This window comes from Achromobacter sp. CSND-B12, assembly GCF_052906545.1.
In genome coordinates this window covers 1,903,153-1,928,132 of record NZ_JBREGJ010000001.1, presented here as the reverse complement: position 1 = coordinate 1,928,132, position 24,980 = coordinate 1,903,153, and the positions used below count along the sequence as shown (strand labels likewise).

Here is a 24,980-nt window from a genome sequence, read left to right as displayed (position 1 = left end):
CCGGCGCATGCCGGGCGCGCTGGCGCGTCGTCCTAGCCGCCGGCCTTGGTGCGCCACAGGCGCACCAAGACGTCGGGCGCCTGCGCCTCGGGCACGTCGAACGTGAGGCTGGCGGTATCGCCGCTGGCCGGGTCGCGGAACACCAGTTCCACATGGAAGTAGCGCTGGTCGCCGCCCTGCGCGGGGCAGTCCGGCGTGGCCAGCGGGGCGGTGCGGCGCAAGGCTTCGCCGACCTCCTGGCGCAGCCCGGGCGGGCAGTCGGTCAGGTCGATGCTGCGGGTGCGGGCCAGGCCGGGCAGGTAGGCCAGGCCGCCTTCGCGCGTCAGGCTGACACGCAGCGCGAATTCGAGCGGGGGCAGGTCGATCATGGCTGTATGCCCACCGCCGCCCAGGCGCCGGCCACGACCTTGTGCGCGGCGTCGCCGTGCGCGCCGCGCGCCACGTCCAGCGTCAGGCGCGCGAACGTGACGAAGTCGGCGTCGTGGCGCAACCGCTTGTCGCGCAGGGTGTCGTACCAGATGCGGCCGGCCACTTCCCAGGCCGGTCCCTTCAGCGCGGTCGCGGCCAGGTAGAAGGCGCGGTTCGGAATGCCCGAATTGATGTGCACACCGCCATTGTCCTGCGGCGTATCGACGTAGCCGCTCATGTGCGCCGGCTGCGGGTCCTTGCCCAGCACCGGATCGTCATAGGCGCTGCCCGGCTCGGCCATCGAGCGCAGCGCGCGGGCCCGCACTTTCGGCAGGAACAGGCCCTGGCCCACCAGCCAGTCGGCGTCGCTGGCGTCCTGGCCCAGGGCGTATTGCTTGACCAGCGCGCCGAACACGTCGCACAGCGATTCGTTGAGCGCGCCGGACTGGCCCTGGTAGGCCAGCGCCGCTTCGCTGTCGATGACGCCATGGGTGAGTTCGTGGCCGATGATGTCGACCGCCACGGTGAAGCGGTTGAACACCTCGCCGTCGCCGTCGCCGAACACCATCTGCGTGCCGTTCCAGAAGGCGTTGTCGTAGTCTTCGCCGTAGTGCACGGTGCCCACCAGCGGCAGGCCGGCGCCATCGATCGAGTCGCGCTGGTAGACGTCGTGGAACAGCTTGTAGGTGGCGCCCAGGTGCTCATAGGCTTCGTCCACCGCCGGGTCGCCGCTGGCCTTCGCGCCTTCGGCGCGCACCAGCTTGCCGGGCAGGGTGGTGGTGTTGGCCGCGTCGTGCACCGCGCGTCGCGGTGTGCCGGCGGCCGATGGCTGGCGCGGCGCCGCGACCTGGGCGCGGGGCGGTGGCACGGCCATTTCACGCAGCCCGCGCTGCTGCTGGTCGATGATGAGCGTCTTGACGGCCGGCATGCTTACGCGCGCATCGGCGTGCTGCGCCAGGCGGTCCAGGACATAAGGCGGGATCACGCCGATCAGGGGCGTGGACGCGGAGGGGCGCGGCATTGTCGATCTCCCTGTGAGGACATGGCGGACGCGGCGCGCGGGCCGGGCCCGGGGCAGGCTTTACGGTAGCAGATAGCCCTGGCGCGGGCGTAACAGTGTGCGGCCTGATGCTAGGAACGATAAACGAGCGCGCCTCGGCTCGACGCCCGCGGCGCGATCCGCTATCTTTCAGCGCGCCCCATCCCTTTCGCTTACGCTTCGAGACACCGCATGTCCGCCGACCACCGCATCCGCCATCTGGCGCTGACCGAGACCCACATCCTGCTGACGCTGGTCGACGGCCGCACGTTGCGCGAGCCGATCCGGCGCCATATCCGGCTGGAGAAGGCCAGCCCGGCCGAGCGCGCGCAATGGCAACTGGTGGACGACGACCATGGCGTGGTGTGGCCCGCGCTGCTGGCGCCTTCGGCCGCGGGCATGCTGAACGTGCGCGACCTGTTGTGGGACGCGCATTACGAGAGTGCGCTGGCGGCGCTGCGGGCGGTGGACTGGAAGCTGGACAGCCTGCCGCAGCGCGAGCAGGAACTGGTTGCGCTGTGGCGCATGGAAGCCGACATCAACAATGGCGGTTTCATGCAGTTCCTGTGCAACTGGGGCGATCCGACCTGCCAACTGGCGCTGCTGGCGCTTGGCAAGATCGGCGCGGCGCGCACGCGCGCCATCCTGGCGGACATGCGTGGCCTGGTCGATCGTTTCGAGGCCGCGCCCGAGATGATCCAGCTGAACCACATCTACGGCGCCATGACCGAGGCCGAGCAGGCTCGCCTGCATGAGCTGGACGAAGCCTACTTCGATTATCCGGACGATCTGGCGCGGCTGGGCCTGGCCTGCTACGACTAGCCTGGCTGCCAGCCGGCGCGCTTCAGTCGAACACGTTCGCCAGCACGTCGGCGACGATGCCGGTGGCGATGGCGATCAGGATGAGGTCGTTGCCGGCCACGCGCCATTCATACCCGGGATGCACCGGCAACCGGGCCAGCATCGGGCCGGGCACCATCTTTTTGGCGATCCCCGGGGGCAACGGCTTGCCGCGCGCTAGGTTCTTGCGGATGCCGGGCGGCAGGGAGCCATAGCCGGTGGCGCCGGCCTGCACCGCATAGCCGCGCGCGGTCGAGATGCTGATGCCGGCGGTGGTCAAGGTGACGCTGACGTTGGTGTCGGCATCCTTGCCGTTGCCCTTGTTCTTGCCGCTGTTGCCATTGCCCTTGCCATTGCCCTTGCCGTTGTCGTTGCCGGCATGATCGGGCTTGCCGCGGTTTTCAGGCGGCGCCGACCAGGCGGGGGCCAGGATGGTGGTACAGGCCAAGGCGGTCACGAAGATGGCGATCGAGCGGCGCATGATGGGGACCCGAAGTTGAGGTCCATGCAGCGTACCGCAGCGCTGGAACGCGCGCCATCTCCATTGGCAAGTGGTTTTTCTTATTGCAACAACCGTAACCTTTCACGCCGCTGACTCGGGCTAGAATCGCTCGCTTCTATTCCGGGGGGAATGCCAGGTGCGATATTTCCTGATCTTGGTGGGGGCGGCCGTGGTCGCCTATTTGCTCGCGCGCGGCATCGCCGCCGTGCTCTCGGACCGCAAACGCAATAAATCAGAAAGGGACTCCAAGTGAAGCCGACCGACCTCCAGATCGTCAAGTCCGTCAAGCCGCGCAGCCTGAAGCTGGCCATCGGCACGGGCGTGTTGTTCGTGCTCATCCTGTGCCTCGCGTTCGGTTCCTGGTTCCAGGTGGACCAGGGCGAACGCGGCGTGGTGCTGCGCAACGGCAAACTGGTGCGCGTGTCCGAGCCGGGCCTGGACTTCAAGACGCCCTTCATCGACAACGTGATGACGGTGTCGGTGCGCGACCACACTTTCGTGTTCGAGAAGCTGGAAGCCTACAGCTATGACCAGCAACCGGCCACGCTGCGCGTGTCGGTGACCTACCGCGTGCCGCCCGAGCATGTGGCCGAGCTGTATTCCGAATACGGCACCATCAGCAACCTGCAGATGCGCGTGCTCGAACGCAAGACGCCGGACGCGGTCAAGAACGTGTTCGGACAGTACACCGCCGTGCGCGCCATCCAGGAACGCCAGAAGCTGGGCCTGGACGTGAACAACGCCGTGCTCAAGACCATGGAAGGCGCGCCGGTCCAGGTGGTGGGCGTGCAGATCGAGGAAGTCGGCTTCTCGCAGGCCTACGAACATTCGATCGAACAGCGCATGCTGGCCCAGGTGCAGATCGAGACCACGCGCCAGCAGAAGGAAACGGCGATGATCAACGCCGAGATCCAGGTGGTCAAGGCCAAGGCCGAGGCCGACGCGCGCCGCCAGCAGTTCACCGCCGAGGCCGACGGCATCCGCATGCGCGGCGAAGCCGAGGCCGCATCGATCCGCGCCAAGGCCGAGGCCCTGGCCGCCAATACCAACCTGGTCAGCCTGAACGCGGTCGAGAAATGGGACGGCGTACTGCCGGCGACCCAGGTGCCGGGCGCGGCGCTGCCGTTCATCGGCATCAAGTGACGGCGGCGCTGCCGCGGGACGCGGCGGCTGGAGGGCGCCGCCGCGCGAATTCCATCATGTCGTCGCCGGACAGCGCCTTGCTGTAGAACCAGCCTTGCACGATGATCTCGGCGCTCGATTCGAGCGCCGAGATCTGTTCCGGCGTTTCGACGCCCTCGACGATGATCTGCAGGTCCAGCGCTTCGCAGAAGCGCAGCAGGCCGCTCATCACTTGGGCGCCGCGTTCGCTGCCCTGCGCCAGCACGAAGCTGCGGTCGATCTTGACCGCGTCGATTTCGAACTGGTGCAGGTAGCTCAGCGCCGAATAGCCGGTGCCGAAATCGTCGATATAGATTCTGCAGCCGATGCCGTGCAGCCGGTCGAACGCCTTGTGCAGGGCCTGCGCGTCCTCGACCAGCGCGTCCTCGGTGAGTTCCACCGACACCTGCCCGCGGGCCTGTTCCAGCACTTTGACGAGCTTGTCCAGATACGATTCCGACGTCAGCGTGCCGCTCGTGACGTTGACGGTCAGCGGCAGGGCGAAATCCGCCTTGCGCCAGGCGTGGCATTGCAGCACCGCCTGCTTGGCCACCCACAGATCCACCTCGCGCATCAAGTCCGCCTGCGCCAGCCAGCGCAGGAATTCGAGCGGCGCCTGCTGCATGCCTTCCGGGCCGGTGGCGCGCAGCAGCGCCTCGCAACCGGTGCAGCGGCCATCACGCAATGACACCTGCGGCTGGTATTCGAGGTAGAAGTCGTATTCGCTGATGGCGCGGATACGGGAAATCTCGGCGCTGCGGCGCGCGCGGTTGGCATAGGTGGAGACCACCGGGTCGTGCGCGAACAGCAGCGATTCCTCCTGCAGGCGCGGGAATGTGGTGTCCAGCGACTTGAAGTAGACGGTGGCGTCGGCCTTGCGCTGGCGTTCCAGCGCCACCACGAAGGGCGCGTAGATGCAGGTGCCCAGCGCGATCAGCGCCACCTGCAGGATCACGCCGCCCAGGTGCCCGCCGGCGCTGAGGTAGGCGTTGAGCAGCACCGGCGAAGTGAGCGGCAGCGTGACGGTGGCTGGCGGCATCCAATCGAGCTGCACCGCCGTCAACGCGATCAGGACGTTGCACACCGGCGCCAGGATGAACGGCAGCAGCAGGCGCGGGTTGAGGATCAGCGGCAGGCCGAACAGCAGGATTTCGTTGACGTTCAACAGCGATACGGGAATGCTCGCCAACGCCAGCAGCCGCAGCGATTCGCTGCGCGAGAACAGCAGGATGGCGGCCACCAGCGACAGTGTCGCGCCGGCGCCGCCGATGAAGGTGAAGGCGCCGAGCAGGCTGCCGTTCAAGGCGTACATGCCCTGGTAGCCGGCCGCGGCGCTGGCGGCATTCAACGCCGTGGCCTGATCCAGTACGTCGATGACGGGCGACATCGCATGGTAGCCATGGATGCCGAAGAACCAGAAGATCGAGTTGAGCGCGGCGATCGCCGGCCCGATGGTGAAGGGGCTTTCGAGCGAGGCCAGGTCCACCGGAATGTCGAACCGCGCGACGCCGGGAGTCCGCAGCAAGGCGCTGATCGCCAGCGCCACGGCGGCGGCGGTCAGCACGCCCGGTATCACCATGTTGAGAGTGCCGCGCACGTTTTCGCCGATCAGGCCGTCGGGCGCCAGGCGGGTCCAGTGGCGCCGGTGCAGCCACGCCAGCAGCGGCACGCAGCCCAGCGGCAGCAGGATGGCGAGGCTCAGGATCAGGGTGGTGGCGGCGTGGGGATGGGGCGCCAGCAGTGCCTCGGCGATCACCACGTACGAAAGGCACAGGAACGCCGCCGGCAGGTTGGGCACGCGATGGCGGATCGACAGCATGTAGCCGACCGAGGTGCCCACCAGCAACGGCATGATCGCGTTCAGCCTGGCGTGCACGGCGGCCAGGCTTTCGACCACGCCCGCGGGCAGGCCGGCCTGCCCGGCTACCACCGACAGCACCAGGAACAGCGCGGACACCAGCAGGCAGGGCATCGTCCAGAGCAGTCCCTCGCGGATGGCGCGTAGCGCGCTGGCGCTGGCCAGGGCCGCCAACCGGTCTTTCGGATAGCGCATGAACCTTGATGTCGACATACCGGTATCGCCCAAAAAAGCCCGCTGCCGAAGGAGGGCCCGCCCCGGGAGCTGGCGCTGCGGCCGTCCCGGGTTTGTAAGAATCCTTTGCCGCATCCTAGCGCCTGAGTTCCCGGCTTAGCAATCGTGTGAGGAAAAAATCCTAGGGATTCCCCTCTGTCAAGAAATGAAAAGCCGGCGCATCGTGCGCATATCAGGAGGACGGCGGCGCGCTACGATCGGACGCAAGCCCTGATTGGGCGGGCGCCGCGGCCTCATGACAGGCTAGACCCAGAGGGAGACACGATGTCGCAGTTGGAGTGGGTGCCCGGCGACAAGACGCCGGAACGGCAGGGCTATTACGAAACGCGGTTGGACACGGGTGGCACCGCGATCACGCTGTACAGCGTCCTGGGCTGGATGCCGGCCAAGACGCCGGGCAATATGGTGAGCTGGCGGGCCTTGCCACCCGCCGCCGAAAGGCAGGAGGCCGAGCGCCACATCCAGGAATTGCGCGCGGCGCAGAGCCACGTGCCGATGGACTACTAGTGGCAATCGCTCGGCGCCGGCAACAGCGGGAGCGCCAGGCATTCTTGCGGGAATGAGAATTATTTGTAAAATCCGCAGCGTTGCCACACTACGCCACCGGATCGATCCATGTCCCGCCCCGCTTCGTCCCGTCCCGGATGGCTCGCCTGCTATGACGAGCTGATCGGCGCCTGGAGCCGCCGCTCGGGCAACCGGCACGACGCCGAGGACGCCGCGCACGACGCGATCGAGCACCTGCTCAACGCCGACGCCAGCGTGGCGGCCAAGGCGCGCGGCTATCTGTTCCAGGTGGCCGGACACCGCCTGATCGACCGCTGGCGCCGCCAGCATCGCGAGCAGCACGTGCCGTTGGATGAACTGGACGAGCGCGACCAGCCGGTGCAAGCTGATCCCGAGTCACCGGTTCGCGCCGCGCGGCTGGCCGACGACCTGGCGCGGGTGCTGGCCGAACTGCCGCCCAAGTGCCGCCAGGCCTTCGTCCTGAACCGCATCGAAGGCTGGACCCAGGCCGAGGTGGCCACCTGCATGGGGCTGTCCAAGAATATGATTGAACGCTACGTCATGCGAGCGATCCAACACGTGCGGGAACGCCTGCGCGAACACAATCCATGACGCCGTTCCTGTTCACTTCATGTCCGCGTTCCGGCGTGGACGGCCACCGACGATGACCGAGTCCTTTTCCCGCGATGCCGATGACCCGCGCCAGCCCGCCAGCGCCGCCTGGTGGTTCGCGCGCTGGCATTCGGGCGACATGACGCGGCGCGAGCGGCGCGCATTCTCGCGCTGGCGGCGCGAGCAGCCGGACGCGGCGCGCGAGTTCGACCGCATGCAGCAGTTGGGACAGGCCGCCGCGCAGCTGCCGCCCGACCGCGTGCGCGACCTGCTGGGCGGCGCGGTGCCGCCTCGCCCGGGCCGCCGGCGCATCGCCGCGCCGCTGCGCATCGCCTTAGCCTGCGCGGTGCTGGCGCTGGTGGCGCTGGTCGCCTGGTGGAGCCTGCCGGGCGAGGCGCCGACCTACACCATCGTGGTGGGGGCCGACCGCGGAGAACGCAAGCAGGTGACCCTGCCCGACGGCTCGGTGCTCGAGATCAACGGCAGCACGCTGGCCGAGGTCAAGTTCTATGCCGGTCGCCGCGAGGTCGAACTGCAAGGCGGTGAAATCCTCTTCAGCGTCAGTCCGGAAGCGGAACGGCCCTTCATCGTGCGCGCCGGCAGCGGCGACGTGCGCGTGACCGGCACGGTGTTCGACGTGCGGCGCGACGAGGACGTGGTCACCGTGCTGGTGCGCTCCGGCACGGTGGAAGTGACCGGCGGCCATTGGTGGAACCTGGGGCTGGCGGTATTGCGCGATGGCCACGGCATCCGCGTGCCGGGCAGCGGCGCCATCGGTGTTCCGGCGCCCGCCGACGTCGAGACGGCGCTGGCCTGGCAGACGGGCAGGGTGGTGTTCAGGAACGCGCCGCTGGCCGAAGTGGTGAGCGAGATGAATCGCTACCTGGCCACGCCGCTGCGGCTGGCCGACAGCAGGGCGGGACGCCTGCGGGTATCGGCCTCGTTCAGCCTGGACCGGCCTGAAGCATTGCTCGAGGCGCTGCCGGCGGTGGCGCCGGTGAAGCTGACGCCTTCGGCATCCGGGGCCATCGACGTGAGCGCGCGCTAGGCGTTACAAAATAATCGTCCCCGGCATTCAGGTTTTTTCGCCTCGGCATCGTTCTAGGAATGAAGGCGCGCCGCGCCCTGCCTTCGCAAGAAGGCCTTCTTCCTGTTCCTGAACCGAAACCGCCGCTGATCGTGAATGCTTCCTCCAGGCGCCGCGCGCGCGCCACGCCCCGTATCGTTCTTTCTTCCCTGATGCTGTCGCTGGCCCTGGCGACGGGTGTCTGCGGCGCCGCCGGGCCGCGGGCGTCCGCGGTGGCGGTGGACATTGCCGCCATGCCGCTGGACGAGGCGCTGTTGCAGTGGGCCGCGCAGACGCGCCAGCGCGTGTTCTATGCGCCTGAACTGGTGGCCGGCCTGCGCACGTCGGGCCTGCGCATGACCGCCAGCCCGGAGCAATCGCTGGCGCGCCTGCTGCAGGGCTCGGGCGTGGGCTATCGCTGGCAGGGCGACAGCATCGTCCTGACCCGGGAAGGCGAAGTGGCCAGCCTGGCGCCCGTGACGGTGTTGGGCGCGGGCGACCCGGCCGTGACCGAAGGCACCGGCTCGTACACCACGCCCGCCACGGCGGCGGCAACCGGATTGTCGTTGTCGCTGCGCGAAACGCCGCAGTCGGTCACCGTGGTGACGCGCCAGCGCATCGAGGACCAGAACCTGCGTTCGCTGGACGAGGTGATGGGCAACGTGGTCGGGGTGCAGGTGGTTTCCGAAGACAGCGACCGCACCGATTTCTGGTCGCGCGGTTTCTACATCGACAGCCTGCAGTACGACGGCGTGCCCACCACGATCGGCCTGTCCATGTATGGCGAGTCCAACAACGATTCCATCATCTATGACCGCATCGAGGTGGTGCGCGGCGCGACCGGCCTGATGACTGGCGCGGGCAACCCCTCGGCTTCGATCAACCTGGTGCGCAAGCACGCCAACAGCCGTGAATTCACCGGCGAGGTCAACGCCGGCATGGGGTCCTGGAACCGGTATCGCGGGTCGGCGGACCTGACCACGCCGCTGAACGCGGCGGGCACCGTGCGCGCGCGCATGGTGACGCTGTACCAGAAGTCCGATTCGTACATCGATCGCTATCGCGCCGACAAGAAGGTGTTCTACGGTGTGGTCGACGCCGATCTGACGTCCGCCACGCAACTGAGCGTGGGCATGGACTACTAGGACAAGCGGCCGCGCGGATCGACCTGGGGCGGCCTGCCGGTGGTGTTCAGCGATGGCACGCCCACCGATTGGCGCCGCTCCAAGAGCAGCGCGGCCGACTGGACCTATTGGCACACAACGCAGCGCACGGCCTTCGCGACGCTGACGCACCGTTTCGACAACGATTGGGAGGCGCGGCTCGCCTGGTCGCAGCGCAAGAGCAAGTACGACGCCAAGCTGCTGTGGTTCAGCGGCAAGCCCGATCGCGCCAGCGGCGCCGGCTGGACCGGTGTCCCGGGGTACTGGAATTCCTATGCGCAGCAGACCGCGCTGGACCTGCAGGTCAAGGGCCCGTTCCAGTTGCTGGGCCGGCGTCACGAACTGGTGCTGGGCGCTTCGCGCAGCCGCTACAGCGAGGACTTCTACAGCTACGCGCGGCCCGCATCGATGGCGGACACCGGCTCGTTCTACGATTGGGACGGTTCCTATCCCGAGCCGGCCTGGGGGGCCTCGACGCTGCGCGACACCGTCACGCACCAGCGTGGCGTGTATGGCGCGGCGCGCTGGTCGCTGACCGACGACGTGACGCTCATCACCGGCGCTCGCCACGCCTCGTGGAAGTCGCGGTCGCCCACACGCGACCAGCGTGATGCGCGCCTGTTGCCGTATGCCGGGGTGGTGGTCGACCTGGACCGTACCTATTCCGCGTACGCCAGCTACACCGACATCTTCCAGCCGCAGGACTACCGCGACCGCAACGGCAACTACCTCGATCCGGTCGAAGGGCAGAACTACGAAATCGGCGTCAAGGGAGAATACCTGGACGGTCGGCTCAACGCGTCGCTGGCCTTGTTCAAGGTGAAGGAAACCAAGACCGCCGTGCCGGATCCCGGCTATGTGGTGCCGGGATCGACCGATGGCGCTTACCGGACCGCCGACGGCGTCACCACGCGCGGCATCGAAATGGAGCTGACCGGCCAGCTGGCGCCGGGCTGGAACACCACGCTGGGTGGCACCTACTACACCAGCCGCGACGCGCACGGCGTGTCGGTCAATACCGAGCGGCCGCGTGCCTCGGCCACGCTGTTCACCACCTATCGCCTGCCCGGGGCCTGGAACAGGCTGACGCTGGGCGGCGGCGCCAACTGGCAGATCAGCACCTACAGCAAGGTGGAGCTGGACGAGGGCAGCGTCATCGCCAAGCAGAAGGCCTACGCGATCTTCAACCTGATGGCGCGCTACGACTTCAGCGCGCACCTGTCGGCGCAGTTGAACGTGAACAACCTGTTCGACAGGAAGTACTACCTGGGCGGCGTGGCCAACCAGGTGTACTACGGCGAGCCGCGCAACGTGTTCCTGAACCTGAAGGCGACTTTCTAGCATTGAGCAGCGCGCGGCGGCATAGCGTAGCGCGAATGGGATAAAATAGTAACAATTCCCATTTAGATTGCTCGCGAGCTGCGCCGTGTCCTCGACCGATACCCTGCCCACCGACACCGTCACGCAGATCTACCGCGAGCACCATGGCTGGCTGTCGGCCTGGCTGCGCAAGAAGCTCGGCAATTCCTTCGATGCGGCCGACCTCGCCCACGACACGTTCCTGCGTCTGATGGCGGCGCGCGTGAGGGCAGGCGGCGGCGACGAGCCGCGCGCGCTCCTCACGCACATCGCCAAGGGGCTGGTGGTGGATCACTGGCGCCGCCGCGCGCTGGAGGACGCCTATCAAGCCGCTGCGGCGCAGCTGCCGGCGCGCGAGGTGCCGTCGCCCGAGGCGCGGGCGCTGATCCTGGAGACCCTGTACGCGATCGATGCCACCCTGCGCACCCTGCCGGCCAAGACCCGCGAGATCTTCCTGTCGTCGCAGTTCGACGGCATGGCGTATGCCGACATCGCGCGCGCGCAACGCGTATCGCTGGCCACGGTCAAGCGCCACATGCAGAAGGCGCTGACGGCCTGCCTCATCGCCTACCAGGCGGGTCCCGCATGAGCGCGACGCCGGACCCCGCCCTGCTCGAGGAGGCCGCCGGCTGGCTGGTGCGCTTCCAGTCCGAAACCCTGTCGGTCGCGGATCGCGCGGCGTTCGAGCGCTGGCGTGATCGCAGCGCGGCGCATGCCGCCGCCTGGCGCCGGGTCGAAGACATGCTGCGCAGTTTCGGCCAGGTGCCGCCGGCGTTGGGCGCGCATACGCTGCGGCGGCTCGATCGGATCGAGCGGCCCGCGCGCCGGCAGGTCCTGCGCACCGCGGGTGGCCTGCTGCTGGCGGGCCCGGCGGCCTGGCTGGCCTGGCGCGAGGTGCCCTGGCGCGAATGGAGCGCCGACGCCCGCACGGCCATCGGCGAGCGGCGGCAGATGCTGCTCGCCGACGGCACGCGCCTGTGGCTGAACACCGCCACCGCGGTGGACATCCAGTACAGCGCGCGGCAACGGCTGGTCTGGCTGCGCGCGGGCGAGATCCTGCTGACCACCGGCAAGGACCCGGCACCGGCGCCGCGGCCGTTCCTGGTGCAGACCGGGCTCGGCAGCGTGCAAGCGCTGGGCACGCGCTTCATGGTGCGCGACGAGGGCGCTGCCATCCAGGTCGCGGTGTTCGAGGACGCCGTGGAAATCCGCGCTGCCGGCGGCGCGCGCCGGGTGCTGCGCGCGGGGCAGCGGGCCCGCTTCGACGCGGACGCCATCGGGCCGGACCAGGCCGCGGACGCCGCGCAGGTCTCGTGGGAGCACGGCATGCTGGCCGCGCGCAATTGGCGGCTGGCCGATCTGGTGGACGAACTGGCGCGCTACCGGCGCGGCTTTCTGCGTTGCGATCCCGAGGTGGCCGGGTTGCGGGTATCGGGCGCGTTTCCCCTGGCTGACACCGACGCCAGCCTGCGGCTGCTCGAGAAGACGCTGCCGGTGCGGATCCAGCGCGTCACGCCGTATTGGGTCACCGTGGCGGCGCGGCCGGCGGGCGGCGAGACCGTCGTTACAAATTAATCGCCGCCGCGCTGACACTTTTTCCGCCTTCGTCCGGTGTACCGGGTGAATCGTCGCGGCCAGGCCGCGAGGCCCGCCCACGAAGGATCTTCCATGCCCGTCCGCCATTCCCGTCTTCCGTCCCGCCGCGCGCGGCCCCAATCCCGCCCGGCGCTGGCCACGGCGCGCGCGCTCGGGCTGGGCCTGGCCCTGCTGCTGTCGAGCGCGGCGCCGGCCGCGCGCGCCGCCGACGACGCCAGCGCCGCGCGCGGCAACTCCTATGCGATTGGCGCGGGGGCGCTGGGCGACGTGCTGGCGCAGTTCGCCGCCGCTTCGGGCGTGCCGCTGTCGTTCGACCCGGCCTTGCTGGCCGGGCGCCACAGCGACGGCTTGAACGGCGTCTATACCGTGCGCGATGGCTTTGCGCGGCTGCTGGCCGGTTCCGGCTTCGCCCTTGCCGAGCAGGGCGATGGCGCCTACTCGCTGCGCAGGCTGCCGTCCTCGGGCGAGACCACCACCTTGCCGAACATCGTCGTGGCCGGCGTCGGCGCACCCGCCTCGGCCCTGCCGGCCAGCTATGCCGGCGGCCAGGTCGCGCGGGGCGGCCGGCTGGGCATGCTGGGCAACCGCGACGTGATGGACGCGCCTTTCAGCGTCGCGAACTATACCGCCGACCTGCTGGCCAATCGCCAGGCGGTGACGCTGGCCGATGCGCTCAACGTCGATTCCTCGGTGCGCTTCACCGGCCAGATCGGCGGGGTGACGGATTCGTTCTACATCCGCGGCTTCCCGATAGGCGAAGGCAACCTGGGCGAGATCGCGTTCGACGGGGTCTATGGCGTGGCGCCCAACTACCACGTGTTCACCGACTACATCGAACGCGTCGAAGTGCTCAAGGGCCCGGCCGCGCTGCTGTATGGCATGTCGCCCAACAGCGGCGTGGGCGGCGTCATCAACATGGTGCCCAAGCGTGCCTTGCCGCAAGACCTGACGCGTGTGTCGGCCGACTACGCCGGCACCTCGCAGTTCGGCGGCCGCGTCGACATGAGCCGGCGCTTCGGCGATGATGGCGCCTGGGGCGTGCGCGTCAATGGCCTGCACCGGCAGGGCGACACGCCGCTGGACAACCTGCATTCGCGCACCGACATCGGCGCGCTGTCGCTGGACTACCAGGGTGAAAAGCTGCGGGCCTCGCTGGACCTGCTGACGCAGGAGGAAAAGGTGGACGCGCCGACGCGGCCATTCCTGGTGGCCGCCGGACTGCGCACGCCGGACGCGCCCGATGGCCGGCGCAACGCGACCCAGCCTTGGGGCTGGTGGAAATCTTCCGGGCAGTCCGCGCTGCTGCGGGTGGAGTATGACGTCAGCGAGCGCCTGACCGTGTTCGCCGACGCGGGCGGTTCGGATACCTCCATCGACCGGCTGTCCGACCAGACCCCCACCATCGTCAACGCCGCTGGCGACACCGTGGTGACGCCCAACCATTTCAAGTTCCAGGTCGACCGCAGCACCTACAACGCCGGCCTGCGCGCCCGGCTGGATACCGGCCCGGTAAGCCATGCCGTCACTTTCATGGGCACGCTGTACAGCGACCGCAACGCGCAGGCCAGCGTGAACGGCGCGCCGCTGTCGTCCAACATCTATCACCCAGTGACGCGGCCGCGGCAGGACATCGCCGCGCCCGCCAGCGTGCCCAAGGTGTCGTCCTCGGACCTGACCGGCTTCGCGCTGGCCGACACCATGAGCGTGCTGGACGAACGCGTGCAGCTGACGCTGGGAGCGCGCCAGCAGCGCGTCGAGTCGCGCAATTTCAATCCCGTCAGCGGCGCGCGCACGGTCAGCTACGACGAAAGCGCCGTCACGCCGCTGGCCGGACTGGTGCTCAAGCCGTGGCACAACGTTTCGTTCTACGCCAACTACATCGAGGGCCTGAGCAAGGGCGACGTGGCGCCGGCCACCGCGTCCAACGCCGGGCAGGTGTTCAAGCCGTACAAGTCCAAGCAGAAGGAAGTGGGCGTCAAGGTCGACTTCGACAGCGCCATGCTGACCCTGAGCGCATTCGAGATCACCAAGCCCAGCGGCCAGTTGACGGGCACGGTGTATGCCGCGGACAGCGAACAGCGCAACCGCGGCCTGGAACTGAACCTGTCGGGCGAGCCGCTGCGCGGCCTGCGCCTGCTGGGCGGCGTGACCTTCCTGGATGCCGAGCTCACGCGCACCAGCAACCCGGCCACGCGCGGCAACCGGCCGGTGGGCGTGCCGCGCTGGACGGCCAACCTGGGCGCGGAGTGGGATACGCCCTGGGTCGCCGGGCTGACCCTGACCGGCGGCGTGATCCACACGGGCAAGGAATACGTCAACCAGGCCAACACCCAATCGGTGCCCTCCTGGACCACCTTCGACCTGGGGGCGCGCTACGTCACGCGCATGCACGGCAACAACCTGACCTTGCGCGCCAATGTCGTCAACGTGTTCAACCGCGCCTATTGGTCGGGCGTGGCGTCCTACGGCACCATCTCGCAAGGCGTGCCGCGCACGCTGATGCTATCGGCCTCGATGGACTTCTGACGGCGCCTGGCGCGCGCTACGGCGTCAGGATGCCGCGGATGCGGGCCAGGTTGTCGAGCGTGCTGCGCAGGTGATGCGCCAGCGCCCGGGAGGCTTCCTCGTTGCGTTCGCGTTCGAGCAGGTCGAGGATTTCCAGGTGCTGGTCGCAATGCTGGCGGTAACGGCTGCGATCCTGCATCGAGCGGTACGACAGCAGCCGGCGCACGCGGTTGACGCGCTTGATGGTCTCGATGAAGAACGGGTTGCCGGAGGCTTCGACCAGCGACTCGTGAAAGCGCACGCCGCGCTCGTGCAAGCGGTCGGGGCTGTCGCCGTCGATGCCGCCTTCGAGCAGGTGGCGTTCGGCGGCGCGGCAGCGCTGCAGCACGGCGGGGTCCAGGCGGAACGTCGGTTCGAGCAGCGCCGCCGGCTCCAGCGCCAGGCGCAGGCGGTACGACTGCAACAGGCTGTCGGGCGTGGTCATCATCGACGAGAACTCCCAACCGTAGCCGGGGCGCCGCTCGGCCCAGCCTTCCTGCGCCACGCGCGCCAGCAGGGCCTGGGCCTGGGCTTGCGTCAGGCCATAGCGGGCCCGCAGCTGGGCCTCGCTGCATTGCAGCGGCAGCGCGCCGCGCAGCAGCTCGTCGGCCAGGCGGAAATAGCTTTGCGTGACGATGTCGTCGGCGACGGGGGCCAACGCGGCCGGCGCGTGCGCCAGCGCGTCATGATCGAGTTGCAGGAAATAGCCGCGGTTGGGCTGGCGCGCCACGATGCCATGCCGTTCCAGCAGGACGAGCGCGTCGTTCACCGGCGAGCGCGACAGGCGCAGGCGGTCGGCCAGTTTCTGCGCGCTCAGGTGCGCGCCGGCGCTCAGGCGGTCTTGCTGGATCAGTGCCAGGATCTTGTTGGCGGTGTGGGTCTGCGCGCTCATGGATGGAGGGAATTCGTAGGGGGTTCGCCCCGGCGCTGCGGCGTCCGAGCGCGGGCTCCGAGCGTGTCCGCCAGGATAGCCGGAATCACGCCGCCCATCCGCAGCAAGCGCAGTTCCAGCTGGGTCTCCACGGCTGCCGTGGCGCGCAGCGATTGCGTGGCGCCGTTGGCGCGCAGCAGCCGCACGGTGATGGACTGGCGCGGCGCCAGCTCGTGCGCGGGGCAATCGATCTCGATGCGGTCGCCGGGCCGCAACGCCAGGCTTTGCGGCCCGGCGTCCGCGGCCAGCCGCAGGGGCAGGATCCCCATGCCGATCAGGTTGGAACGATGGATGCGTTCGAAGCTCAGCGCCAGCACCGCGCGGATGCCGAGCAGCCGCTGGCCCTTGGCGGCCCAGTCGCGCGAGGAGCCGGTGCCGAAGCGTTCCCCGGCCACCAGCACCACCGCGTCGCCGTCGCGGCGATAGCGCTCGGCGGCCTCCCAGATCGGTGCGATGGCGCCGCTGGGCGCATGCACCGTGTGGCCGACCGGGGCGTCGGGACATAGCAGGTTGGCCAGGCTCTTGCTGTAGAACGCGGCGCGCATCATCACCTGCCAATTGCCGCGGCGCGAGGCGAATACGTTCAGGTCGTCACGGTCATCGCCTTGGGCCACCAGGAAGTCGGCGACCAGGCTGTCGGGTGGAATGGCGCTGGCGGGCGAGAGGTGGTCGGTGGTGACGTCGTCGCCCAGCACCAGCAACGGGTGCGCGGCGTAGCGGCCCAGCTGGCTTGCCGGGCCGGCGGCGGCAAAGGGCGGCCGGCGCAGCGCGGTCGAGGCCGGGTCCCAGGGAAAACAGGGCGTGGCGGGCGACCGCAGGGCCTGCCAGCCCGGATTGGCGCTGGCCGCCTGGAACGCCCGCTGGAAATCGTCGGCGCGCACGCCGCGCGCCAGCGCCGCGTCGATCTCGTGGTCGTCGGGCCAGAGATCGCGCAGGAACACCGCGCGGCCATCGGGTGCGACCTGCACCGGCTCGCGCGCCAGGTCGCGCTCGGCGTCGCCGGCCAGCGCGAAGGCAATGACCAGGGGCGGCGACATCAGGAAGCCCAGGTCCAGGTCCGGGTGAATGCGGCCGGTGAAATTGCGGTTGCCGGACAGCACCGCCACCGGCCGGACGGCGCCGGCCGCCATGGCCTCGCGCACCAGCGGCGGCAAGGGGCCAGAGTTGCCGATGCAGGTGGTGCAGCCATAGCCGACGATGCCGAAGCCGACCGCCTCCAGGTCATCGAGCAGGCCGGCGCGCGCCAGATAGTCGGCGGCGGCGGGCGAGCCCGGGCCGAGCGAGGTCTTGACCCAGGCGGGCGCCTTGAGCCCGGCGCGGCGCGCCTTGCGCGCCAGCAGGCCGGCCGCGACCAGCAGGCGCGGGTCGGAGGTGTTGGTACAGCTGGTGATGGCGGCGATGGCGATGGCGTGGCGCGGCAGCGGCGAGGCCGTCGCCGGCGTGAATGCCTGGGCGGCGAGAAGGGCGCGGGTATGTTCGTAGGGATGCAGGTCCTGCGGCCGCGTGGGGCCGGCCACCCGGGTGCCGACCTGGTCCAGCGCGATCTCGACCACGCGCGTATAGCGCGGCGTGGCCGCCGGATCCAGCGCCAGGCCCGCGCTGGCCGCGTAGGCGCCGACCCGCGCCACCTGGGCCGCGTCGCGGCCGGTCTGGCGCAGGTAGTCGAGCGTATTGCCGTCGATGGGGAAATAGCCGGTGGTGGCGCCGTACTCCGGCGCCATGTTGGCCACCACGCAGCGGCTGCCGGCCGACAGGGTGGCGACGCCGGGACCGAAGAACTCCACGAATTCGCCGGATACGCCGATGGCGCGCAGGCGCTGGGTCACGGTCAGCGCCAGGTCGGTGGCGGTGATGCCGGCCGGCAGCGCGCCGCTCAGCCGCACACCGATCACGTCGGGAATGCGCAGCATGGTCGGCATGCCGAACATCACCGTCTGCGCCTCCAGCCCGCCCACCCCCCAGCCCAGCACGCCGATGCCGTTGATCATCGGCGTGTGGCTGTCGGTGCCGATCATCATGTCCGGGTGCAGCATGCCGTCCTGCTCGCACACCACGGTCGCCAACTGCTCCAGGTTGATGGTGTGCATGATGCCGGTGCCGGGCGGATGGATGCGCACGTTGGACAGCGCCTGCGAGGCCCAGCGCAGGAAGCGGTAGCGCTCGGCGTTGCGGCGCAGTTCCAGCGCAAGGTTGCGCGCGGCCGCATCCGCTTGCGCATAGGCCTGCACCGCCAGCGAGTGATCCACCGACACGTCCACCGGCAGCACCGGATTGAGCGCGCGCGGGTCCATGCCGGCCTCGTCTAGGGCGTCGCGCATGGCGGCGATATCCACCAGCGCGGGCGTGCTGGTGGTGTCGTGCATCAGGACGCGGCCGGGCTGGAAGGCGATCTCCGCCTCGCTGGTGCCGCGCGCCAGCCACGCGAACAGGGCCGCCACGGCCGCGTCGCGCTCGGCGCCGCGCATGTTACGCAAGGCGTTTTCCAGCAGCAGCCGCAGCACCACGGGCAGGCGCAGGAAATCCGGACCGTACCGGCCCGCCATGTCGATGTGGGTATAGGCGACGCCGTGCAGCGTGAAGCCGGTGCGGCGGGGTGGGGTGTCGTCGGGGGTCTCCATGGCGGCTAGTTTTGCACATTGACGTTTAAAAATGCAATGTGATTTCTAGCCAGCCCTGCCGGCAACCCGGCGCGGCAGGATCACCCGGGCCGGTCAGGGCGGGGCTGACAAGCCGTCCAGCGGCAGCGACAGGCCCACCCGTTCGCCGCTGCGCACCCGACTGACGGCGTGGCGCAGCGTGGCGCGGTAGTCGCCGTTGGCGCCATGGACGGGGCGGTGCGCCACCGCGATCACGGCGGCGTCGCCCCGTTGCAGCGGCAAGACCATGGGACGCGACTGCTGGCGCGGGCGTTGCTCCGTCATGACGAATTCACCGCCGGTGAAGTCCTGGCCGGGCTCGGACAGCAGCGCAATCAGGCCGAACGGGAACGCGGCGTCATCCGCGGCGTGGCGCAGGGGCAGAAAGCCGTCCTGGCGCAATCTGTTCAGGCAGGGCGGTGCCATTGCCGTGGCGGCGGGGGCGGCGCGTCCCAAGCGCCGCGCCCAGGCATCCGCCAGCGGCGCCAGCCGGGCGCGCAGCGCGCCTTGCAGGGCGTCCAACCCCGACGGCAGCGGCGGGCGCAGCGAGCGCCATGTGTCGCCGTCCACACCGCTTGGCATGGCCTGCGCATCGTCGAAGGCGCGCGCCATGGCAACCGCCTGGGCGGCGCTGAACAGCGCGGGCAGCAGCGCCCAGCCCTCCGCGTCCAGCTGCCGCTGGATATGGCCCCAGTCGTAGCGCTGCAGCGACAGGGGCGCGCTCATGGCGCCGCCGGCGACGGAGTGGCGGGCATGCGCCACAGATACCAGGCCGCGATCGTGCGGTACGGGCTGAAGGCCTCGCCGATGGCCCGCATCTGCGCCGGCGAGGGCGCCTTGTCCAGCCGCTTCAGGCGCCGGTAGCCCTCGCGCACGCCGAAGTCGTCCACCGGCAGGATGTCCATGCGTTCCAGCGTATAGATCAGCAGCATCTCGACGGTCCAGCGGCCCACGCCGCGCAGCGTCACCAGGCGTTCGACCAGGGCTTCGTCGCTCATCGCCAGCGCTTCGTCGCGCGCCGGGATCAGGCCATCCAGCGCGGCCTGCGCGATGCCGCGGATGGTGGCCAGCTTGGACGCGGAGAAGCCGCAGGCGCGCTGGACCTGCGGATCGGTGTCCAGCAATGCGCGCGGCGCGGGAAAGGCCTGTCCGGGATACAGCGCCAGCAGGCGGCCGAGAATCGCGTCGCCGGCGCGGGCGTGCAGCTGCTGGTAGGCGATGGCGCGCACCAGCGCCTCGTAGGGATCGCGCGCCGGCCGCGAAGCGTGTCGACAGGGGCCGATGGCGGCGACATGGCCGGCCCAGTCGGCATCCAGCGCGGCCAGGTGCCGGGCCGCGCGCGCGTAGAGGGCGGCGACGTCATCGGCGGCGGTCGCCTGGCGGGGCGCCGGCCGCGCGCGCTTCGGAGGGGAGGTCGGTGGCGTCATGAGGGGAAAGCTGCGGGTTGAATGGGGGCGCGGCCCGGGTTTGGCCGGCCGCGATACAGCATAGCGAAGCCTGCGGTGCGGCACACTCCGCTGCTTGCTGCCCCGGCGGCGGCCGGGTTGGCGCGGTGCAGTATGCTCTAGGGCTTCCCCGACCCTCCCCGTAGCCGCAATGACTGATTTTCCCTTTGACGCCGTGTTGTTCGATTGCGACGGCGTCCTGGTCGATTCCGAACCGATCACCGCCCGCGTCCTGACCGAGATGCTCAACGAGCTGGGTTGGGCCATCACCTTCGAAGAAGCCACGCGTATCTTCACCGGCAAGGCGGTGCGCGACGAACTGCCCTTGATCCAGGCCCGCACCGGCGTGGCGCTGTCGCCGGAGTGGTTCGCACAGTTTCGCGAGCGGCGCAATGCCGCGCTCGACCGTGAACTGCGCGAGATTCCGGGCGCGCCGGATGCGGTGCGCGCCCTGCACCGGACGCTGGCGGGCCGCATCGCGGTCGCCTCGGGCGCCGACCGCCGCAAGGTCGAGCTGCAGCTGGCCAAGGTCGGCATCGCGGACTGTTTCGGCGAACGGGTCTTCAGCGGCCACGAGATGCCGCGCAGCAAGCCGCACCCCGACGTCTACCTGGCCGCGGCCAGCGCGCTGGGCGTCGATCCGCGGCGTTGCGCCGTGGTCGAGGACACCGTCACCGGCGCCACCGCCGGCGTGGCGGCGGGCGCCACGGTGTTCGGCTACAGCCCCGATGCCAACGGCCACAGCAGCGCCGAAGCGCTGCGCGGCGTCGGCGTGACGCACGTATTCACCGACATGGCGCAGCTGCCGGGCCTGCTGGCGGGCTGGGCCGCGGCGCGCTGAGGCGCCGCGCGCGCCGTCAACGGCCGGCGTACTGCTCGCCGCCGTCCAGGTCGATCACCGTGCCGCTGAGATACCCGGCGCGCGGCGACGCGCCGAACACCACCATGTCCGCGACTTCCTCGGGCTCCATCAGGTGGCCGAAGGGCAGGTCGTTCAGGGTTTCCTGCCAGCGCGATTCATCGCCCCAGCGGGCCTGCGCGCGTTGCCTGGCCAGGGTCAGCACCCGGTCGGTGCGGGTGCGCGACGGATTCACGCCGAACACGCGCACGCCGTGGCGCGGCCCGTCGCCGCCCAGGGCGCGGGTGAAAGCGATCAGCGAGGCATTGGCGGCCGCGCCGCAGATGTAGTCGGCCCGCGGCGCCGAGCCTGCCATGCCGATGATGTTGGCGATGACGCCGGCGCCCGCGGCGCGCATCAGCGGATAGTAGTGCCGCGCCAGGTCGATGTAGCCGTGCACTTTCAGGTCCCAGCCGGCGCGCCAGCGTTCGTCCTGCACCTGGTCCAGGGCCCCGCCGGGCACCGCGCCGGCGTTGTTGACCAGGATGTCGATCGCGCCGGTCCGCTCCAGCTCCCGGGCCGCGGCGCCCGGCTGCGCCAGGTCCACCGCCACGGTGCGCGGCTGGCGGCCGGTCTGCGCCAGGATCGCCTGCGAGGCGGCCTGCAATGCGGCGTCGTCGCGCGCGGCCAGGATCGGCTCGGCGCCCTCGCGCGCGAAGGCGGTGGCGCAGGCCAGGCCGATCCCCTTGGACGCGCCCGTGATCAGGACGCGCTTGCCAACCAGTTGTAGATCCATCCAAAGCTCCTCGTCGTGCCCGTCTCGATGCGGACCTGCCTGATGTTGTAAACCAGATGGGCGCAGCCACGCCAGCGCGGCCCTGCTATGCTGGCGCAACCACCACGGGGAGACGACGATGGCGGATATCTGGCTGGAGATCTGGAGCACCTTGCGCAGCGAATTCGCCGACATCCCCGACGTCGGCGAGGCGACCCGCATCGTGCTGCGACTGGGCATGGCGGTGCTGTTGGGCGGCCTGCTCGGCTACGAGCGCGAGCGCAGCGGCAAGGCCGCCGGCCTGCGCACCCACATGCTGGTGGCGCTGGGCGCGGCGATCTTCGTGCTGGTGCCGCTGCAGAACGGCATGCAGGTCGGCGACCTGAGCCGCGTGCTGCAGGGCGTCATCGCGGGCATCGGTTTCCTGGGCGCGGGCGCCATCATCAAGCTCAGCGACGAACGCGAGATCCGTGGCCTGACCACGTCGGCCAGCATCTGGATGACGGCCGCCATCGGCGTGGCCGCCGGCATGGGCCGCGAGGCCACCGCGGTGGCCAGCACGCTGATGGCGCTGTTCGTGCTGGCGGTGCTGCGGCGGGTCGAGGCGCGCATCGCGGCCAAGGGCGACAAGCGCGTGATCGAGACCGAGCGCCCCTGAATCGACTTCAGATCCAGACGTCGTTGGGCGCGCTGCGCTCGCCTCCCTGGTCGCCGGTGTTGCGCACCCCGCGCGGCTCGATCAGCATGGCATGCACTTCTTGCGGCGCACAGGGCTTGTGTTCCACGCCCCGGGGGACCACGGCCATTTCGCCCGGGCCCAGGTCGATGTGGCCGTCGCGCAGGTCGATGCGCAGCTGGCCCGCCAGCACGATGAAGGTCTCGTCGGTGTCGGCATGGGCATGCCAGACGAACTCGCCGTGCAGCTTGACCAGCTTGAACTGGTAGTCGTTCATCTCGGCGATGACCTTGGGCATCCAGGGTTCCTGGATCAGCGACAACTTGCGGGCCAGGTTGATGGCGGTGATGGCGGGCATGGCGACGTCCTCGGTGCGGCAATGAAAACCACAGCTTAGGGAGCGGCGCGCCCGGGGTCTTGTACGTTTGTGCGAAACGCGTCAGCGGCGCAGGGTGCCGCGCCAGTGCGCGGGCGTCATGCCGAAGGCCTCGGCGTGGCGGCGCGTCATGTGGCTCTGGTCGGTGAAGCCGGCGGCCAGCGCGGCCTGCGCCAGGGGCTGGCCCGCGGCGATCAGGCGGCGCGCCAGGTCCAGGCGGCGCAGCAAGGCATAGCGATACGGACTGGTGCCATACAGCGCGCGGAAGTCGCGCGACAGGCTCCAGCGGTCGATTCCGGCGGCGCGTTCCAGGTCGTCCAGCGATACCGCCTGGCCGCGCGCGTCATGGATGTACTGGCGGGCGCGTTCGCAGGCGGCGTAGTCGGGGCGGGGCCGGGCGGGAACCTGGCCGGCCGCGGCGCAAAGCGCCTGCGTCAGGTCGTAGATCGCGTCGTCCTCGCGCAACGGGTCCGCCATGGCGTCGGTGTCGCCCAGCAGGGCGGCGCAGGCGGCGCGCAGCCGCGCATCGCTGGAAATGCCGTCGCGCACGAAGGGCAGCGGGCGGCCGCCCAGGATGCGCTGGATCAGCGCCGGCTGCACATACGCCATGCGGTAGTGGAAGCCGGCCTCGGTGCCGGCCTGGCCGTCGTGGGCCTCGTCGGGGTGCAGCACCAGCACGCCGCCCGGCAGGCTGTGCCGCAGGCCGCGGCGGTAGTGGAAGCTCTGCACCCCCGCCAGCGTACAGCCGATGGCGTAGGTGTCATGCCGGTGCAGCCCATAGCCGCGGCCGCCGAAATAGGCTTCGATGCGCTCGAACCGATCGTCCGGCGCGTGGCGCACGATCCAGTCGCGCGATGCGGTGGCGGCAGCGGAGCGGGCGGCCATGGCGGGGGCGGACTACTTCAGCTGCACCAGCACGAACTCGTTGCCGTACAGGTCGATGAAATGCGCATAGACGGCCGCGGTGTCGTCGACGGGCTCTCGGGTGAAGCGCACGCCGCGCGCGGCGAAGCGGGCGTGGTCGCGCGCCACGTCGTCGGTGTAGAACACCCCCACCGGCTGGCCGCCGGTCTGGTCGCCGACGCGGTCGCGCTGGGCCTGGGTCTGCGCCTGCAACAGCCAGACGCCCACCGAGGGTTGCTCGGGCAGGCGCAGGTGCACATAGCGTTGTGGCCCCACCGCCATGTCGACGAACACCTCCATGCCCAGCTTGTCCTGGTAGAAGGCGATGGCGGTGTCGTAATCGTTGACCAGCAGGACGAGGCGGCCCAGCGAATGCATGTCGGACTCTTTTGAAAGTTAGGCTTGCGGCTATGCTAACCGGTCTTCATGGCGCCACTTCGCGCAGCAGCCGGAATCCGACCAGCGGATAGCGCGTTTCGGGAGTATTCCAGTTGCGGTAGGCCGAGCGCGTGTAGAGCGGCCAGGTGTGCCACGAGCCGCCGCGGCGCACCCGCACGTTGCCGCTGGCGGGGCCTTGCGGGTCGTCGCGCGGCGAGTGCGCGTAGTAGTCCTCGCCGTACCAATCGGCCACCCATTCCCAGGCGTTGCCGTGCATGTCGTACAGCCCGAAGGCGTTGGGCGCGTAGCTGGCGACTGGCGCGGTGTAGCGATGGCCGTCGCTGCGCGCCACCGCGTAGGCCTGCCACTTGGGCCAGAGCGGCGCGGCGTCGGCGTCGAAAGTGTTGGCCACTTCCGGCAGGGCCGCCGGATCGTCGCCATGCTGATAGCGGCCCCGGCCGCCGGCGCGCGCCGCGTATTCCCATTCGGCCTCGGTCGGCAGGCGGTAGACGCGGCCTTCGCGCTGGCTCAGCCAGCGCGCCATGGCGACGGCGTCGTTCCAGCTGACGTTGACCACCGGATGGGCGTCGGTCTGGGGGAAGCCGGGATTGCGCCACGAATAACGGCGATCGCGGCCTTCGAAGGCATCGCCGCGCTCGGACGCGTCGGGATCATAGGCCGCGTTGTAGCCATAACCGCCGGTGCCGTCCGCTTCGGATTCCGGCACGTAGCCGGAGGCTTCCAGGAAGCGGCGGAACTGGCCCACGGTGACCTCGGTGGCCATCAGCTGGAACGGCCGGGTGATGCGCACGGCATGCACCGGCGCTTCGTCGAACAATTGCGTGAACCGCTCCCGAGGGTAGTGCGGATAGTCGCGCGCCAGCGCCTCGGGCGCTTCGTCGCTGCCCATCAGGAAGCGGCCCGCCGGCACCGTGACGAACGGCATGCCGAGCGAATTCTCGACGCCGGCGGCCGGTTCGGCGGCGCCGGCGGACGGGAGGGCCGACAGGCACAGAACGGCAAGGGCAAGGCGCGGGCGCATGGGATTCCCAAGGGGCGGAAAGGGTGCTCGATAGTAGGGCCGCTCGCCGCCAGCCGCCAGTTCTGGGGAACCCGCATGCGGGCCAGGCGGC

At 69.8% G+C, this 24,980-nt stretch carries 23 protein-coding genes and 1 pseudogene; 11 read left to right on the top strand and 13 right to left on the bottom strand.

What is annotated here, in order from left to right; genetic code table 11:
- Window positions 1–32: 32 nt before the first annotated feature.
- Both ACUTAG_RS09035 and ACUTAG_RS09030 read right to left on the bottom strand, forming a co-directional pair.
- Window positions 33–368, bottom strand: a complete 336-nt coding sequence (locus tag ACUTAG_RS09035) for a protealysin inhibitor emfourin (protein ID WP_148317025.1) — start codon at window positions 366–368, stop codon at window positions 33–35.
- On the bottom strand, window positions 365–1,429 hold the full coding sequence (locus ACUTAG_RS09030) for a M4 family metallopeptidase (protein ID WP_148317023.1): 1,065 nt from the start codon (window positions 1,427–1,429) through the stop codon (window positions 365–367). Before ACUTAG_RS09030 ends, ACUTAG_RS09035 begins: the two co-directional genes overlap by 4 nt.
- Window positions 1,430–1,639: 210 nt before the next feature.
- Here ACUTAG_RS09030 and ACUTAG_RS09025 point away from each other — a divergent pair, with 210 nt between their 5' ends.
- Entirely contained in the window at window positions 1,640–2,269 is a 630-nt protein-coding gene (locus ACUTAG_RS09025; protein ID WP_148317021.1) for a DMP19 family protein, read from the top strand.
- A 22-nt stretch (window positions 2,270–2,291) separates the two neighbouring features.
- On the opposite strand, the gene ACUTAG_RS09020 is transcribed toward ACUTAG_RS09025, so the two are convergent.
- Window positions 2,292–2,768 carry an anti-virulence regulator CigR family protein gene (locus tag ACUTAG_RS09020; protein ID WP_058665809.1) on the bottom strand — a complete coding sequence of 159 codons (477 nt, stop codon included), beginning with the start codon at window positions 2,766–2,768 and terminating at the stop codon, window positions 2,292–2,294.
- Window positions 2,769–3,038: 270 nt separating this feature from the next.
- Here ACUTAG_RS09020 and ACUTAG_RS09015 point away from each other — a divergent pair, with 270 nt between their 5' ends.
- A complete protein-coding gene (locus ACUTAG_RS09015) occupies window positions 3,039–3,932 on the top strand; it encodes a prohibitin family protein (RefSeq protein ID WP_020926539.1) in 894 nt (297 codons plus the stop codon).
- Here ACUTAG_RS09015 and ACUTAG_RS09010 read toward each other — a convergent pair.
- Window positions 3,925–6,021 carry an EAL domain-containing protein gene (locus ACUTAG_RS09010; RefSeq protein ID WP_148317018.1) on the bottom strand — a complete coding sequence of 699 codons (2,097 nt, stop codon included), beginning with the start codon at window positions 6,019–6,021 and terminating at the stop codon, window positions 3,925–3,927. The two genes, ACUTAG_RS09015 and ACUTAG_RS09010, sit on opposite strands and share 8 nt — an antisense overlap.
- A gap of 285 nt (window positions 6,022–6,306) precedes the next feature.
- On the opposite strand from ACUTAG_RS09010, the gene ACUTAG_RS09005 reads away from it, so the two are divergent.
- The 7 genes and pseudogenes from ACUTAG_RS09005 to ACUTAG_RS08975 all read left to right on the top strand — a co-directional run bounded on the left by ACUTAG_RS09005 (window position 6,307) and on the right by ACUTAG_RS08975 (window position 14,871).
- A complete protein-coding gene (locus tag ACUTAG_RS09005) occupies window positions 6,307–6,549 on the top strand; it encodes a hypothetical protein (RefSeq protein WP_020926541.1) in 243 nt (80 codons plus the stop codon).
- 108 nt (window positions 6,550–6,657) lie between these two features.
- Entirely contained in the window at window positions 6,658–7,161 is a 504-nt protein-coding gene (locus ACUTAG_RS09000) for an RNA polymerase sigma factor (protein WP_006387396.1), read from the top strand.
- A 52-nt stretch (window positions 7,162–7,213) separates the two neighbouring features.
- Complete coding sequence (locus ACUTAG_RS08995) at window positions 7,214–8,209, top strand: FecR family protein (protein WP_148317016.1); 996 nt, start codon at window positions 7,214–7,216, stop codon at window positions 8,207–8,209.
- A gap of 59 nt (window positions 8,210–8,268) precedes the next feature.
- Window positions 8,269–10,731 (top strand): annotated as a pseudogene (gene fhuE, locus ACUTAG_RS08990) (ferric-rhodotorulic acid/ferric-coprogen receptor FhuE).
- Between the two features lie 85 nt (window positions 10,732–10,816).
- On the top strand, window positions 10,817–11,338 hold the full coding sequence (locus ACUTAG_RS08985) for a sigma-70 family RNA polymerase sigma factor (protein WP_047992092.1): 522 nt from the start codon (window positions 10,817–10,819) through the stop codon (window positions 11,336–11,338).
- On the top strand, window positions 11,335–12,324 hold the full coding sequence (locus tag ACUTAG_RS08980) for a FecR domain-containing protein (RefSeq protein ID WP_054473066.1): 990 nt from the start codon (window positions 11,335–11,337) through the stop codon (window positions 12,322–12,324). The genes ACUTAG_RS08985 and ACUTAG_RS08980 overlap by 4 nt, the downstream gene beginning before the upstream one ends.
- A gap of 93 nt (window positions 12,325–12,417) precedes the next feature.
- Complete coding sequence (locus ACUTAG_RS08975) at window positions 12,418–14,871, top strand: TonB-dependent receptor (protein WP_148317012.1); 2,454 nt, start codon at window positions 12,418–12,420, stop codon at window positions 14,869–14,871.
- Window positions 14,872–14,887: 16 nt separating this feature from the next.
- Here the strand turns inward: ACUTAG_RS08975 and ACUTAG_RS08970 are convergent, their stop codons facing one another.
- From ACUTAG_RS08970 to ACUTAG_RS08955, 4 genes are all read right to left on the bottom strand, one after another.
- Window positions 14,888–15,781, bottom strand: coding sequence for a GntR family transcriptional regulator (locus ACUTAG_RS08970; RefSeq protein ID WP_148317010.1), 894 nt, complete (start codon window positions 15,779–15,781; stop codon window positions 14,888–14,890).
- Window positions 15,778–18,438, bottom strand: a complete 2,661-nt coding sequence (gene acnA / locus ACUTAG_RS08965; protein WP_020926551.1) for an aconitate hydratase AcnA — start codon at window positions 18,436–18,438, stop codon at window positions 15,778–15,780. The genes ACUTAG_RS08970 and acnA overlap by 4 nt, the downstream gene beginning before the upstream one ends.
- 93 nt (window positions 18,439–18,531) lie before the next feature.
- Window positions 18,532–19,182, bottom strand: a complete 651-nt coding sequence (locus ACUTAG_RS08960; protein WP_148317008.1) for a 2OG-Fe(II) oxygenase — start codon at window positions 19,180–19,182, stop codon at window positions 18,532–18,534.
- Complete coding sequence (locus ACUTAG_RS08955; protein ID WP_047991738.1) at window positions 19,179–19,883, bottom strand: DNA-3-methyladenine glycosylase family protein; 705 nt, start codon at window positions 19,881–19,883, stop codon at window positions 19,179–19,181. The genes ACUTAG_RS08960 and ACUTAG_RS08955 overlap by 4 nt, the downstream gene beginning before the upstream one ends.
- Before the next feature lie 169 nt (window positions 19,884–20,052).
- Here ACUTAG_RS08955 and ACUTAG_RS08950 point away from each other — a divergent pair, with 169 nt between their 5' ends.
- Window positions 20,053–20,742 (top strand): HAD family hydrolase, encoded by a 690-nt coding sequence (locus ACUTAG_RS08950; RefSeq protein WP_024070265.1) that lies wholly within the window; start codon window positions 20,053–20,055, stop codon window positions 20,740–20,742.
- 16 nt (window positions 20,743–20,758) lie between these two features.
- Here the strand turns inward: ACUTAG_RS08950 and ACUTAG_RS08945 are convergent, their stop codons facing one another.
- The gene (locus ACUTAG_RS08945; RefSeq protein WP_446650089.1) at window positions 20,759–21,535 is read right to left on the bottom strand and encodes an SDR family oxidoreductase; all 777 of its coding nucleotides are present in this window, start codon (window positions 21,533–21,535) and stop codon (window positions 20,759–20,761) included.
- Between the two features lie 118 nt (window positions 21,536–21,653).
- Here ACUTAG_RS08945 and ACUTAG_RS08940 point away from each other — a divergent pair, with 118 nt between their 5' ends.
- A complete protein-coding gene (locus ACUTAG_RS08940) occupies window positions 21,654–22,172 on the top strand; it encodes an MgtC/SapB family protein (RefSeq protein WP_006387406.1) in 519 nt (172 codons plus the stop codon).
- A 7-nt stretch (window positions 22,173–22,179) separates the two neighbouring features.
- On the opposite strand, the gene ACUTAG_RS08935 is transcribed toward ACUTAG_RS08940, so the two are convergent.
- The 4 genes from ACUTAG_RS08935 to ACUTAG_RS08920 form a co-directional block, all read right to left on the bottom strand.
- The gene (locus ACUTAG_RS08935; RefSeq protein WP_006387407.1) at window positions 22,180–22,548 is read right to left on the bottom strand and encodes a cupin domain-containing protein; all 369 of its coding nucleotides are present in this window, start codon (window positions 22,546–22,548) and stop codon (window positions 22,180–22,182) included.
- 81 nt (window positions 22,549–22,629) lie between these two features.
- Window positions 22,630–23,451: an AraC family transcriptional regulator gene (locus ACUTAG_RS08930; RefSeq protein ID WP_047991737.1), complete on the bottom strand. Its 822-nt coding sequence runs from the start codon at window positions 23,449–23,451 to the stop codon at window positions 22,630–22,632.
- A gap of 12 nt (window positions 23,452–23,463) precedes the next feature.
- Window positions 23,464–23,847 (bottom strand): VOC family protein, encoded by a 384-nt coding sequence (locus ACUTAG_RS08925; protein ID WP_006387410.1) that lies wholly within the window; start codon window positions 23,845–23,847, stop codon window positions 23,464–23,466.
- 46 nt (window positions 23,848–23,893) lie between these two features.
- Window positions 23,894–24,889 carry a formylglycine-generating enzyme family protein gene (locus tag ACUTAG_RS08920; protein ID WP_020926555.1) on the bottom strand — a complete coding sequence of 332 codons (996 nt, stop codon included), beginning with the start codon at window positions 24,887–24,889 and terminating at the stop codon, window positions 23,894–23,896.
- Window positions 24,890–24,980: the final 91 nt, after the last annotated feature.

Coding starts and splice junctions, on each gene's coding strand:
- ACUTAG_RS09035 (WP_148317025.1), bottom strand. CDS start 368: ATGATCGACCTGCCCCCGCTCGAATTCGCGCTGCGTGTCAGCCTGACG.
- ACUTAG_RS09030 (WP_148317023.1), bottom strand. CDS start 1,429: ATGCCGCGCCCCTCCGCGTCCACGCCCCTGATCGGCGTGATCCCGCCT.
- ACUTAG_RS09025 (WP_148317021.1), top strand. CDS start 1,640: ATGTCCGCCGACCACCGCATCCGCCATCTGGCGCTGACCGAGACCCAC.
- ACUTAG_RS09020 (WP_058665809.1), bottom strand. CDS start 2,768: ATGCGCCGCTCGATCGCCATCTTCGTGACCGCCTTGGCCTGTACCACC.
- ACUTAG_RS09010 (WP_148317018.1), bottom strand. CDS start 6,021: ATGTCGACATCAAGGTTCATGCGCTATCCGAAAGACCGGTTGGCGGCC.
- ACUTAG_RS09005 (WP_020926541.1), top strand. CDS start 6,307: ATGTCGCAGTTGGAGTGGGTGCCCGGCGACAAGACGCCGGAACGGCAG.
- ACUTAG_RS09000 (WP_006387396.1), top strand. CDS start 6,658: ATGTCCCGCCCCGCTTCGTCCCGTCCCGGATGGCTCGCCTGCTATGAC.
- ACUTAG_RS08995 (WP_148317016.1), top strand. CDS start 7,214: ATGACCGAGTCCTTTTCCCGCGATGCCGATGACCCGCGCCAGCCCGCC.
- ACUTAG_RS08980 (WP_054473066.1), top strand. CDS start 11,335: ATGAGCGCGACGCCGGACCCCGCCCTGCTCGAGGAGGCCGCCGGCTGG.
- ACUTAG_RS08975 (WP_148317012.1), top strand. CDS start 12,418: ATGCCCGTCCGCCATTCCCGTCTTCCGTCCCGCCGCGCGCGGCCCCAA.
- ACUTAG_RS08970 (WP_148317010.1), bottom strand. CDS start 15,781: ATGAGCGCGCAGACCCACACCGCCAACAAGATCCTGGCACTGATCCAG.
- acnA (WP_020926551.1), bottom strand. CDS start 18,438: ATGGAGACCCCCGACGACACCCCACCCCGCCGCACCGGCTTCACGCTG.
- ACUTAG_RS08960 (WP_148317008.1), bottom strand. CDS start 19,182: ATGAGCGCGCCCCTGTCGCTGCAGCGCTACGACTGGGGCCATATCCAG.
- ACUTAG_RS08955 (WP_047991738.1), bottom strand. CDS start 19,883: ATGACGCCACCGACCTCCCCTCCGAAGCGCGCGCGGCCGGCGCCCCGC.
- ACUTAG_RS08950 (WP_024070265.1), top strand. CDS start 20,053: ATGACTGATTTTCCCTTTGACGCCGTGTTGTTCGATTGCGACGGCGTC.
- ACUTAG_RS08945 (WP_446650089.1), bottom strand. CDS start 21,535: ATGGATCTACAACTGGTTGGCAAGCGCGTCCTGATCACGGGCGCGTCC.
- ACUTAG_RS08940 (WP_006387406.1), top strand. CDS start 21,654: ATGGCGGATATCTGGCTGGAGATCTGGAGCACCTTGCGCAGCGAATTC.
- ACUTAG_RS08935 (WP_006387407.1), bottom strand. CDS start 22,548: ATGCCCGCCATCACCGCCATCAACCTGGCCCGCAAGTTGTCGCTGATC.
- ACUTAG_RS08930 (WP_047991737.1), bottom strand. CDS start 23,451: ATGGCCGCCCGCTCCGCTGCCGCCACCGCATCGCGCGACTGGATCGTG.
- ACUTAG_RS08925 (WP_006387410.1), bottom strand. CDS start 23,847: ATGCATTCGCTGGGCCGCCTCGTCCTGCTGGTCAACGATTACGACACC.
- ACUTAG_RS08920 (WP_020926555.1), bottom strand. CDS start 24,889: ATGCGCCCGCGCCTTGCCCTTGCCGTTCTGTGCCTGTCGGCCCTCCCG.